This is a genomic window from Neorhizobium petrolearium (assembly GCF_017873175.1).
In the GTDB taxonomy this organism is placed as follows: Bacteria; Pseudomonadota; Alphaproteobacteria; order Rhizobiales; family Rhizobiaceae; genus Neorhizobium; species Neorhizobium petrolearium.
This window is the reverse complement of the sequence record NZ_JAGGJW010000006.1, coordinates 259,888-271,843: the sequence shown is the minus strand read 5'-3', so window position 1 is coordinate 271,843 and position 11,956 is coordinate 259,888. Positions and strand designations below refer to the sequence as shown.

9 protein-coding genes are annotated in these 11,956 nt (G+C 60.0%); 1 reads left to right on the top strand and 8 read right to left on the bottom strand.

Features of this window, described 5'->3' with window-relative positions; all coding sequences use genetic code 11:
* Nucleotides 1-4: 4 nt before the first annotated feature.
* The 6 genes from rplC to rpsL all read right to left on the bottom strand — a co-directional run bounded on the left by rplC (nucleotide 5) and on the right by rpsL (nucleotide 5,564).
* Nucleotides 5-646 carry a 50S ribosomal protein L3 gene (rplC, locus tag J2046_RS13740; RefSeq protein WP_037151085.1) on the bottom strand — a complete coding sequence of 214 codons (642 nt, stop codon included), beginning with the start codon at nucleotides 644-646 and terminating at the stop codon, nucleotides 5-7.
* A gap of 49 nt (nucleotides 647-695) precedes the next feature.
* On the bottom strand, nucleotides 696-1,004 hold the full coding sequence (rpsJ, locus tag J2046_RS13735; RefSeq protein WP_003547547.1) for a 30S ribosomal protein S10: 309 nt from the start codon (nucleotides 1,002-1,004) through the stop codon (nucleotides 696-698).
* Between the two features lie 261 nt (nucleotides 1,005-1,265).
* Nucleotides 1,266-2,441, bottom strand: coding sequence for an elongation factor Tu (gene tuf, locus J2046_RS13730; RefSeq protein ID WP_210052601.1), 1,176 nt, complete (start codon nucleotides 2,439-2,441; stop codon nucleotides 1,266-1,268).
* Nucleotides 2,442-2,508: 67 nt separating this feature from the next.
* The gene (gene fusA, locus J2046_RS13725; RefSeq protein WP_210052623.1) at nucleotides 2,509-4,608 is read right to left on the bottom strand and encodes an elongation factor G; all 2,100 of its coding nucleotides are present in this window, start codon (nucleotides 4,606-4,608) and stop codon (nucleotides 2,509-2,511) included.
* A 33-nt stretch (nucleotides 4,609-4,641) separates the two neighbouring features.
* Entirely contained in the window at nucleotides 4,642-5,112 is a 471-nt protein-coding gene (rpsG, locus tag J2046_RS13720) for a 30S ribosomal protein S7 (protein ID WP_210052621.1), read from the bottom strand.
* Nucleotides 5,113-5,192: 80 nt separating this feature from the next.
* A complete protein-coding gene (gene rpsL / locus J2046_RS13715; RefSeq protein WP_003507760.1) occupies nucleotides 5,193-5,564 on the bottom strand; it encodes a 30S ribosomal protein S12 in 372 nt (123 codons plus the stop codon).
* A 491-nt stretch (nucleotides 5,565-6,055) separates the two neighbouring features.
* Here rpsL and J2046_RS13710 point away from each other — a divergent pair, with 491 nt between their 5' ends.
* Complete coding sequence (locus tag J2046_RS13710) at nucleotides 6,056-6,349, top strand: transcriptional regulator (protein ID WP_210052619.1); 294 nt, start codon at nucleotides 6,056-6,058, stop codon at nucleotides 6,347-6,349.
* 126 nt (nucleotides 6,350-6,475) lie between these two features.
* On the opposite strand, the gene J2046_RS13705 is transcribed toward J2046_RS13710, so the two are convergent.
* Both J2046_RS13705 and rpoC read right to left on the bottom strand, forming a co-directional pair.
* Nucleotides 6,476-7,540, bottom strand: coding sequence for a cytochrome-c peroxidase (locus tag J2046_RS13705; RefSeq protein ID WP_210052617.1), 1,065 nt, complete (start codon nucleotides 7,538-7,540; stop codon nucleotides 6,476-6,478).
* A gap of 180 nt (nucleotides 7,541-7,720) precedes the next feature.
* Nucleotides 7,721-11,929: a DNA-directed RNA polymerase subunit beta' gene (rpoC, locus tag J2046_RS13700; RefSeq protein ID WP_210052615.1), complete on the bottom strand. Its 4,209-nt coding sequence runs from the start codon at nucleotides 11,927-11,929 to the stop codon at nucleotides 7,721-7,723.
* Between the last annotated feature and the right edge of the window lie 27 nt (nucleotides 11,930-11,956).

Here is an 11,956-nt window from a genome sequence, read left to right as displayed (position 1 = left end):
TCCCTTACTTCGCGGCCGACTTGACGGCGTCGCGAACGACAATCCACGAGCCCTTGGAGCCGGGAACGGCACCCTTGACGAGGATCAGGCCACGGTTTTCGTCGGTGGAGACGATTTCAAGGTTCTGGGTGGTGACACGCGTCTGGCCCATGTGACCAGCCATGCGCTTGCCCTTCCAGACCTTGCCCGGATCCTGGTTGTTACCGGTCGAACCATGCGAGCGGTGCGAAACGGACACACCGTGCGTGGCGCGCAGACCGCCGAAATTGTGGCGCTTCATGGCACCGGCAAAACCCTTACCGATCGAGGTGCCGGTGACGTCCACCAACTGGCCGGCCTGGAAATGGGCGGCCGTCAGTTCGGTGCCGACATCAATCATGTTGTCTTCGGAAACGCGAAACTCGACGAGCTTCGCCTTCGGCTCGACATTGGCGACGGCAAAGTTGCCGCGCATCGCCTTGGAGGTGTTCTTTACCTTGGCCGTGCCGGCGCCCAGCTGAACAGCCGTATAGCCATTCTTCTCGACGGTGCGCTGCGCGACGACCTGGCAGTTGTCCAGCCGCAATACGGTTACCGGGATATGCTCGCCGGCGTCGTTATAGACGCGGGTCATTCCCACCTTCTGTGCAATTACACCCGAACGCATCGGTTCAATCCTTCTCACTCAGTCCGAAACCCTGGCCGAAACCAAGGTCTCAGAGCTTGATCTCAACATCGACACCGGCGGCGAGGTCGAGCTTCATCAGCGCGTCCACCGTCTGCGGCGTCGGGTCAACGATATCGAGAAGGCGCTTGTGGGTGCGCATCTCGAACTGCTCGCGGCTCTTCTTGTCGATGTGGGGGGACCGGTTAACCGTAAACTTCTCGATGCGGGTCGGAAGCGGAACGGGGCCCCGGACACTAGCACCGGTGCGCTTCGCCGTCGACACGATCTCGCGCGTGGAAGCATCGAGAATCCGGTGATCGAACGCCTTCAGGCGAATGCGGATATTTTGGCCGTTCATTCGACGTTATCCTTGTTGTCTGTTATCCACGTGCCCAAACGAAACGGCACGGGTTGTTCTTTTTCCTAAGGCGGACCACCGGTTTCAAAGATCGAAGGGGACACCGCAACCGGCATCCCTTTCCAGTCTCCAGGCCCTTAAGGCCCACCTTATGTGTTTGATTTCTGCCTCTAGGCGAAGCAGGAGCAAATCGCGCTGGCGCGCCATTTGCTACATTTTTATGTCATAAGCAAGCGGCTATCCGCCGCTTGCTTAAAAAGATCACTCGACGATGGATGCGACGATGCCGGCGCCGACGGTGCGGCCGCCTTCGCGGATGGCGAAGCGCAGCTTCTCTTCCATCGCGATCGGCACGATCAGCTCCACGTCGACCGTCACGTTGTCGCCCGGCATCACCATTTCCGTGCCTTCCGGCAGCGTCACGATGCCCGTCACGTCCGTCGTGCGGAAGTAGAACTGCGGACGGTAGTTGGTGAAGAACGGCGTATGACGGCCACCCTCTTCCTTCGTCAGGATGTAGGCTTCCGCCTTGAACTTCTTGTGCGGCTTCACAGAACCCGGCTTGCACAGAATCTGGCCGCGCTCGACGCCGTTGCGGTCGACACCGCGCAGCAGCGCACCGATGTTGTCGCCGGCCTGGCCCTGGTCGAGCAGCTTGCGGAACATCTCGACGCCCGTGCAGGTCGTCTTCGTCGTCGGACGGATGCCGACGATCTCGACTTCCTCGCCGACCTTGATGATGCCACGCTCGACGCGGCCCGTCACAACCGTACCGCGGCCCGAGATCGAGAACACGTCTTCGATCGGCATCAGGAACGGCTGGTCGATCGGACGCTCCGGCGTCGGGATGTATGAGTCAACCGCAGCCATCAGCTCGCGGATCGCGTCTTCGCCGATCTTCTTGTCGCTGTCTTCAAGCGCGGCAAGCGCCGAACCCTTGATGATCGGGATGTCGTCGCCCGGGAAGTCGTAAGACGACAGAAGTTCGCGAACTTCCAGCTCGACCAGCTCGAGGAGCTCGGCGTCGTCAACCTGGTCCACCTTGTTCAGGAACACAACGATCGCCGGTACGCCAACCTGGCGGGCCAGCAGGATGTGTTCGCGCGTCTGCGGCATCGGGCCGTCGGCAGCCGAAACAACCAGGATCGCGCCGTCCATCTGCGCAGCACCGGTGATCATGTTCTTCACATAGTCGGCGTGGCCGGGGCAGTCGACGTGCGCATAGTGGCGGGCAGGCGTCTCGTATTCAACGTGCGCCGTCGAGATCGTGATCCCGCGCGCCTTCTCTTCCGGCGCGGCGTCGATCTGGTCATAAGCCTTGAACTCGCCGAAATACTTCGTAATCGCTGCCGTCAACGACGTCTTACCATGGTCAACGTGACCAATCGTGCCAATGTTGACGTGCGGCTTATTCCGCTCAAACTTGCTCTTTGCCATTTCCGGCTCTCCGTTCTTGTCCCCTTCCGGGGATAAAAATCTCTACTGTTTCAGCCTGTTATTCCGGTCACTTCTGACCGGAATACTTTGCCTGGATTTCCTGAGCGACGTTGGTCGGGACCGGCGCGTAATGGTCGAAGACCATCGAATACTGAGCGCGGCCCTGCGACATGGAGCGCAGGTTGTCGACGTATTTGAACATGTTCGCCAGCGGCACATGCGCATCAACCACGATCGCAATGCCACGCGCTTCCTGGCCCTGGATCTGGCCACGGCGGGAGTTCAGGTCGCCGATCACGTCACCGACGTAATCTTCCGGCGTCACCACCTCGACCTTCATGATCGGCTCGAGGAGCTGCGCACCGGCCTTCTTGGCCGCTTCACGGAAGCAGGCGCGAGAGGCGATTTCGAAGGCGAGAACCGACGAGTCGACGTCATGGTATGCACCGTCGAGAAGCGTCGCCTTGACGCCGAGCATCGGGAAGCCCGCGAGCGGACCGGAGGAGAGCACGCTTTCGATACCCTTCTGGACGCCCGGGATGTATTCCTTCGGAACCGTACCGCCGACGATCTTCGACTCGAACTTGAAGTCTTCGCCTTCTGGATTCGGCTCGAACAGGATCTTGACGCGTGCGAACTGGCCCGAACCGCCGGACTGCTTCTTGTGCGTGTAGTCCTCTTCGTGCTGCTTCGTGATCGTCTCACGATAGGCAACCTGCGGAGCACCGACGTTGGCTTCGACCTTGAACTCGCGACGCATGCGGTCGACGATGATGTCGAGGTGAAGTTCGCCCATGCCGGCAATGATCGTCTGACCGGATTCCTCATCCGACTTCACACGGAAGGACGGATCTTCGGCAGCAAGGCGATTGAGCGCGAGGCCCATCTTTTCCTGGTCGCCCTTGGACTTCGGCTCGATGGCGATCTGGATCACCGGCTCGGGGAATTCCATGCGCTCCAGGATGACCGGCTTCAACGGATCGCAAAGCGTGTCGCCCGTGGTGGTTTCCTTGAGGCCTGCGAGAGCGACGATGTCGCCTGCGAAGGCTTCTTCGATGTCTTCACGGGAGTTGGAGTGCATCTGCAGCATGCGGCCGACGCGCTCACGCTTTTCCTTCACCGTGTTCATCAGCGACGAGCCCTTTTCGAGCTTGCCTGAATAGATGCGGCAGAAGGTGAGCGAACCGACGAAGGGGTCGTTCATGATCTTGAAGGCGAGCATGGAGAGCGGCTCGCTGTCGTCCGCATGACGCTCGATCTCGGCTTCGGTCTTGACATCGATACCCTTGATCGACGGGATGTCGGCCGGCGACGGCAGGAAATCGACGACAGCATCGAGCAACGGCTGAACACCCTTGTTCTTGAAGGCGGAACCGCAGAACATCGGGAAGAACTTGACGTCGATCGTGCCGCGGCGGATCAGTGCGCGGATCTTGTCGTTGTCCGGCATTTCACCTTCGAGATAGGCTTCCATCGCGGCTTCATCGATTTCGACAACCGTCTCGATCAGCTTTTCGCGATATTCTTCAGCCTTCTCCTTCAGGTCGGCCGGGATCTCAACGACGTCCCACTGGGCGCCGAGAGACTCATCGCGCCACACGAGAGCGTTCATCTCGATCAGGTCGATGACGCCCTTGAACTCGGTTTCAGCGCCGATCGGAAGCTGGCAGACGACGGCGGTCGCACCAAGACGGGTCTTGATCATCTCGACGGAGCGGTAGAAGTCCGCGCCGGTCTTGTCCATCTTGTTGCAGAAGATCATCCGCGGGACGTTGTACTTGTCGGCCTGGCGCCAGACGGTTTCCGTCTGCGGCTCAACGCCAGCATTGGCGTCGAGAAGAGCAACCGCACCGTCGAGCACGCGCAGCGAACGCTCGACTTCGATGGTGAAGTCGACGTGGCCGGGGGTGTCGATGATGTTGAAGCGGCGCATCTTGCCGTCACGGCCCTTCCAGAAGGTCGTGGTGGCGGCAGAGGTGATCGTGATGCCACGCTCCTGCTCCTGCTCCATCCAGTCCATCGTGGCCGCGCCGTCGTGAACTTCGCCGATCTTGTGCGACTTGCCGGTGTAATAGAGGATACGCTCGGTGGTCGTGGTCTTGCCGGCGTCGATATGCGCCATGATACCGAAATTTCGGTAGTCTTCGATTTTATACTCGCGAGCCATAGGACTGCCTTTCGAAATTCGATCGGATGAAGATTACCAACGGTAGTGCGAGAATGCGCGGTTGGCGTCGGCCATCTTGTGCGTGTCTTCACGCTTCTTGACGGCGCTGCCACGGTTGTTGGCGGCATCCATGAGTTCACCGGAAAGACGATCGACCATGGTGGTTTCGTTGCGCTTGCGGGCAGCGGCGATCACCCAGCGGATCGCGAGGGCCTGGCGGCGCTCCGGACGCACATCGACCGGAACCTGGTAGGTTGCACCACCAACGCGGCGCGAACGGACTTCAACATGCGGCGCGACGTTATCGAGCGCCTGATGGAAAACACCGAGCGGATCGGCCTTGGACTTACCCTGTACGGCGTCGAACGCACCGTAAACGATGTTTTCAGCCACGGACTTCTTGCCGTGAAGCATGATCGCATTCATGAACTTCGTGACGACGAGATCACCGAATTTCGGATCCGGGTTGATCTCACGCTTTTCTGCACGATGGCGTCGGGACATTCTTCTTCTCGTCTCTTCAACTGTTAAGGCGCTTTACCACGCGGAGAACCTCGCGCAGCGCCGGGATAACCAAAACCGAACTACTTCGGACGCTTTGCACCGTACTTGGAACGGCGCTGCTTGCGGTTCTTGACACCCTGGGTATCGAGAACGCCGCGAATGATGTGATAGCGAACGCCCGGCAAGTCCTTGACGCGGCCGCCACGGATCATGACGACGGAGTGTTCCTGCAGGTTGTGACCTTCACCCGGGATATAGCCGATGACTTCGAAGCCGTTGGTCAGGCGGATCTTGGCAACCTTACGCAGAGCCGAGTTCGGCTTCTTCGGGGTCGTCGTATAGACGCGGGTGCAAACGCCGCGCTTCTGCGGGTTTTCCTGCAGGGCAGGAACCTTGTTGCGCTTTACCTGTGCCTGACGCGGCTTGCGGATCAGCTGGTTTACGGTAGGCATATAACCATCCCTTGCAAAATCTTCTTCCAAAGCCCTTGTCAGGGCCAATCTGATGCCGTTTCCGGCGGCGACACACACATTTCCTCATGCGCAAAACGTGGCCCGATCCGCTTTCCGGATGGACCACAAAAGGCAGAGGACGCATTCCTCATGCGTCATGCGTGCAACATTCGTGTCGTCAACGTGCGTATGGAACCGTGTCTGAGGCGTACTCCGGAACGAGTCGTCCCGAACGGGCAAGCCTCACATCGCTTCCGATGCGGGGCGTTTACTGTTTTCCCCCCCGCCCGTCAAGAGCCGCGCCGAAAATAATGCCTCAAACCCCTGGCTTACCGGGTAAAGGGCAGGTTTTCCGACAAGGTTTCGTGAGTTTTCGCCCTACGCAGGCATTTGTATTTGGGAATCGCAGTCAATGGAACTAAAGAGGACGGAAACCTTTCATCCCGCTTCCGCTTCGGGGCAAAAGGTCTTTCCCTTATCTGGAGACAATGATGATGGCGGCCGCTGACAACGACAACAATCTCGACGGGCCGATGGTCTTTATCATCATCGGCAAGGGATATGAAGTAAAGGATGGCGAGGGCGTCGACCTCCACATCATGCTGCAGGCACCGGACGACGATTCCGCCGTGCGCGGAGCGCTCAACGCGCTTTCGGAGGAAGGTTTCCTCGAAGCCGATCTCGACCAGATCGGCGTCTTGACCGACGAACCGACGGAAGAACCGCATGCATCCGCCTATCAGGGTGCGCTCGAAGGCGAAGTCTCGATCATCCGCTTCGAATAGAGAAGTCCGAATGGATGGCACCCGCTGGTGCGGTGGACCAGCGGGTGCCCCCCTCGCCGGCTTATTTTGCGCATGCTGTCCCGAACCGGTCCCCCTTCGGGCGGCATGCTCCAACGCCGGTCTTGTTTATTTGGAAGTCGGTATGATGCTGACCGGCCGCGGTGTTAGGTCGGTTTCGGGCGGAAGGATTGGATAGGTCACTTCCGGCACCTTGCCGGTCAGAGAGTCCAGGAAGGCGACGATCAGATCGACCTCGTTGCCCTTCAGTTCCTCGCCAAGCTGCGCCGTTCCCATGATCGCGACCGCCTGTTTCAGGTCCCATACTTTCCCTGAATGGAAATAGGGTGCCGTCAGCGCGATATTGCGCAGCGGTGCGGCGCGAAAGACGTAGGAATCATCCGCCGTATTGGTGACGGCAAAACGCCCCTTGTCGTTTTCCGGCAGGACCTCGGCCCCGGGCTTCTCGATCAGTCCGAAGGGATAATACCCCTCCCCGCCGACGTTGATGCCCGCATGGCAAGAGGCGCAGCCCTTGTCCATGAAGAGCGACAGGCCCTGCTTCGCCTCGACGGTCATGGCATCGTCGTCACCGTTCAGCCAGGCGTCGAAAGGCGCCGGTGTGATCAACGTCGCCTCGAAGGCTTCGATCGCCTTGGCAAAATTGTCGAAAGTGACCGGATCGGCCTCTCCCGGAAAGGCGGCCTTGAACCACTCGACATATTGCGGCATCGACTTCAGCGCCGCGACAACCTGATCGGGTGTGTTGGCCATCTCGACGCCGGCCTGGACCGGCCCCTTGGCCTGGGCCTTCAGGTCTTCGGCGCGCCCATCCCAGAACTGCGCGATATTGAAGACGGCGTTGAGTGCGGTCGGCGCGTTGCGCGGTCCCTTCTGCCATCCGTGGCCGATCGACGTTTCGAGATTATCGTCGCCACCGGTCGCGAGATTGTGACAGGAGTTGCAGGAAAAGACACCCGAGGCGGACACGCGCGGGTCGAAGAACAGCGCCTTGCCAAGCGCGATCTTGTCCGCGGTGATCCTGTTGTCCTTCACCGCGGGAATGGTCGACGGCAGGGGCTTGAACACCTCAAGCGCCGTCTCGCGAAGATCGGCGGGGACCGACGGACCCGCCGCATGCGCCATCGTTGCAAGCAAAACGCAGACGGCGACCGAGGACAGTAACTTATTCATTTGAGCCTCCATTCGTGATCGAACGGAGGCCAGATTAGAAACCTTCCAATAATGCCCGTTTGCCCCTGATCAACCCTTTAAACCTCACCTATTCCCGAAAACGCGAAAACGCCCGGATTTCTCCGGGCGTTCTTTCTTTCGTCAATTCCATGGGGTGCGACAGATCGGCACTCCGGCCTATCACTCGGCCGGGGTGTTTTCTCCAGCCATGTCCTGCAGCATCGGAGTTGCCGAAGCTGCTCCCGACCCCTTCTTGCGCTCCTCGAGGATAAGGTCGTCGCGCGAGGTGGCGATGCGGCGGATCTGGGTCATGGTGCCGCCCGTACCGGCCGGGATGAGACGGCCGACGATGACGTTCTCCTTGAGCCCCTGCAGCGTGTCCATCTTGCCGGCGATCGCAGCTTCCGTGAGAACCTTGGTGGTTTCCTGGAAGGATGCGGCCGAGATGAAGGACGGGGTCTGCAGCGACGCCTTGGTGATGCCGAGCAGGACCGGATCGCCCGAAGCAGGCTTCTTGCCTTCCTCCGCCAAGCGCTCGTTGACGTCGTCGAGTTCGATCCGGTCGACATTGTCGCCAACGATGTACTGGCTGTCGCCGGCATCGGTGATCTCGACCTTCTGCAGCATCTGACGGACGATGACTTCGATGTGCTTGTCGTTGATGACAACGCCCTGCAACCGGTAGACTTCCTGGATTTCGTTGACGAGGTAGGAAGCAAGCGCTTCCACGCCCTTGATCGCCAGGATGTCGTGCGGCGCCGGGTTGCCGTCGAGGATGTAGTCGCCCTTCTCGATGTAGTCGCCGTCCTGAAGATGGAAGGGCTTGCCTTTCGGGATCAGGTATTCGACCGGCTCGACACCGTCTTCCGCCGGCTCGATCATAACGCGACGCTTGTTCTTGTAGTCGCGACCGAGGCGGATCGTACCATCGATCTCAGCGATGATGGCGTGATCCTTCGGACGGCGCGCTTCGAAGAGCTCGGCGACGCGCGGCAGACCACCGGTGATGTCCTTGGTCTTGGCGCTTTCCATCGGGATACGGGCAAGAACGTCACCCTGGGAGACCTTCTGGCCCGGCTCGACGGACAGGATCGCGTCGACCGAAAGCTGGAAGCGGGCTTCGCCGCCACGCGACAGCTTGGCGATCGCACCGGAAGCGTCCTTGATGACGATCGCGGGCTTCAAGTCCGAGCCGCGCGGCGTCGAACGCCAGTCGATGACCTGGCGCTTGGTGATGCCGGTGGATTCGTCGGTGGATTCCGAAACGGAGATGCCGTCGACGACATCTTCGAACTGAACCGTGCCTTCGACTTCCGTCATCATCGGGCGGGTATAAGGATCCCATTCGGCGAGACGCTGGCCGCGGCGGACCTTGTCGCCGTCATCCACGAACAGCTTCGAACCATAGGCGACGCGCTGCGAAGACCGTTCGACGCCACGTTCGTCGAGGATGGTGATCGCCATGTTGCGGCCCATCGCGACGAGTACGCCTTCGGAGTTGCGCAACATGTTGCGGTTCTTGATCTGGATCGTGCCTTCGTAAGACGCTTCCAGGAACGACTGGTCGACCACGTTCGCCGTACCGCCCAGGTGGAAGGTACGCATGGTGAGCTGTGTGCCCGGCTCGCCGATCGACTGAGCGGCGATGACGCCGACCGCTTCGCCCATGTTGACCGGCGTACCGCGCGCAAGGTCACGGCCGTAGCAGACCGAGCAGACGCCCGTCTGGACTTCGCAGGTCAGTGCGGAGCGAATGCGGATCGACTGGATACCAGCCTTTTCGATCTCGATGACATCCGGCTCAAGGATCATCTTGCCCGCATCGACGATGCGCTCGCCCGTGACCGGATGATCGATATCGTCCAACGCGGTACGACCCAGGATGCGGGCGCCAAGCGAAGCTACGACCTGGCCGGCATCAACGATCGCCGTCATGGTGAGGCCGCTTTCGGTGCCGCAATCGACCATGTTGACGATGCAGTCCTGCGCGACGTCGACGAGACGGCGGGTCAGGTAACCGGAGTTCGCGGTCTTCAAGGCGGTGTCTGCGAGACCCTTACGGGCGCCGTGGGTCGAGTTGAAATACTCGTTCACGGTCAGGCCTTCCTTGAAGTTCGAGATGATCGGCGTTTCGATGATCTCGCCCGACGGCTTGGCCATCAGGCCGCGCATGCCGCCCAGCTGGCGCATCTGGTTCGGAGAACCGCGGGCACCCGAGTGGGACATCATGTAGATCGCGTTCATCGGCTTCTGGCGACCGGTCTCGGCGTCGAACTCGACGGCCTTGATGCGGGCCATCATGTCCTCTGCGACCTTCTCGGTGGCCTTGCCCCAGGCATCGACGACCTTGTTGTACTTCTCGCCCTGGGTGATCAGGCCGTCATTGTACTGCTGCTCGTATTCCTTGACCAGCGCTTCGGTGTCGCCGACGATCTTCTCCTTGGTATCCGGAATGATCATGTCGTCCTTGCCGAAGGAGATGCCGGCGCGGCAGGCATGGGTGAAGCCGAGCTGCATGATGCGGTCGCAGAAGATAACCGTGTCCTTCTGGCCGCAGTGGCGATAGACCGTGTCGATCATCCTGGAGATGTTCTTCTTGGTCATTTCCTGGTTGCAGATGTCGAACGGCACGTTGACGTTCTTCGGCAGGAGCTCACCGATGATCATACGGCCGGGCGTCGTTTCATAGATCTTCGAAACCGGCTTGCCCTCGGCGTCGACGGTCTTGAAGCGGCCTTTGATCTTGGCATGCAACGTGACGACCTTGTTTTCCAGAGCGTGGTGAAGTTCACCCATGTCGGAGAAGGCCATGCCCTCGCCCGGCTCGTTCTGGTTCATGATCGAGAGATAGTAGAGGCCGAGAACCATGTCCTGCGACGGCACGATGATCGGGGCGCCGTTCGCCGGATGCAGGATGTTGTTCGTCGACATCATCAGCACGCGGGCTTCAAGCTGGGCTTCGAGCGACAGCGGCACGTGGACGGCCATCTGGTCACCGTCGAAGTCGGCGTTGAAGGCCGTGCAGACGAGCGGGTGCAACTGGATCGCCTTGCCTTCAACCAGGATCGGTTCGAAGGCCTGAATGCCCAGGCGGTGCAGCGTCGGCGCACGGTTCAACAGGACCGGATGCTCGCGGATGACCTCGTCGAGGATATCCCAGACTTCCGGCTTTTCCTTTTCGACCAGCTTCTTCGCCTGCTTGACGGTCGAGGAGTAACCCTTGGCGTCGAGGCGGGCATAGATGAACGGCTTGAACAGTTCGAGCGCCATCTTCTTCGGCAGGCCGCACTGGTGCAGCTTCAGTTCCGGACCGGTCACGATGACCGAACGGCCGGAATAGTCGACGCGCTTGCCGAGCAGGTTCTGGCGGAAGCGGCCCTGCTTGCCCTTCAGCATGTCGGACAGCGATTTCAGCGGACGCTTGTTGGCGCCGGTGATGACGCGGCCACGACGGCCGTTGTCGAACAGCGCATCGACAGATTCCTGCAGCATGCGCTTTTCGTTGCGGATGATGATGCCCGGAGCGCGCAGTTCGATCAGGCGCTTCAGACGGTTGTTACGGTTGATGACGCGGCGATAGAGATCGTTCAAGTCGGACGTTGCGAAACGACCGCCGTCGAGGGGCACGAGCGGGCGCAGATCCGGCGGGATCACCGGAACGACCTTCATGATCATCCATTCCGGGCGATTGCCGGATTCGATGAAGTTCTCGACGATCTTCAGACGCTTCATCAGCTTCTTCTGCTTGAGGTCCGACGTGGTGTCGGCAAGCTCCGAACGCAGGTCGCCGGCGATCTTCTCAAGATTCATCGAAGCCAGCATTTCATAGATGGCCTCGGCGCCGATCATCGCCGTGAACTGATCCTCGCCATATTCGTCGACGGCGATCATGTATTCTTCTTCGGAAAGAAGCTGGTTTTCCTTCAGCGCAGTAAGGCCCGGCTCCGTCACGATGTAGTTCTCGAAATAGAGAACGCGCTCGACATCCTTCAGAGTCATGTCGAGAAGGGTGGCGATGCGAGACGGCAGCGACTTCAGGAACCAGATATGGGCAACGGGAGCGGCGAGTTCGATATGGCCCATGCGCTCGCGGCGAACGCGCGACAGCGTGACTTCGACGCCGCACTTTTCGCAGATGATACCCTTGTACTTCATGCGCTTGTACTTGCCGCACAGGCACTCGTAGTCCTTGATCGGCCCGAAGATGCGGGCGCAGAAAAGACCGTCGCGTTCCGGCTTGAACGTACGGTAGTTGATGGTCTCCGGCTTTTTGATTTCGCCGTAGGACCAGGAGAGAATCTTCTCCGGCGACGCGATCGAGATACGGATCGAGTCGAAGTGCTGCGCAGGCACCTGCGGATTGAAAAGATTCATGACCTCTTGGTTCATGCCTATCTCCTTTAGGGGCCGAAGCCC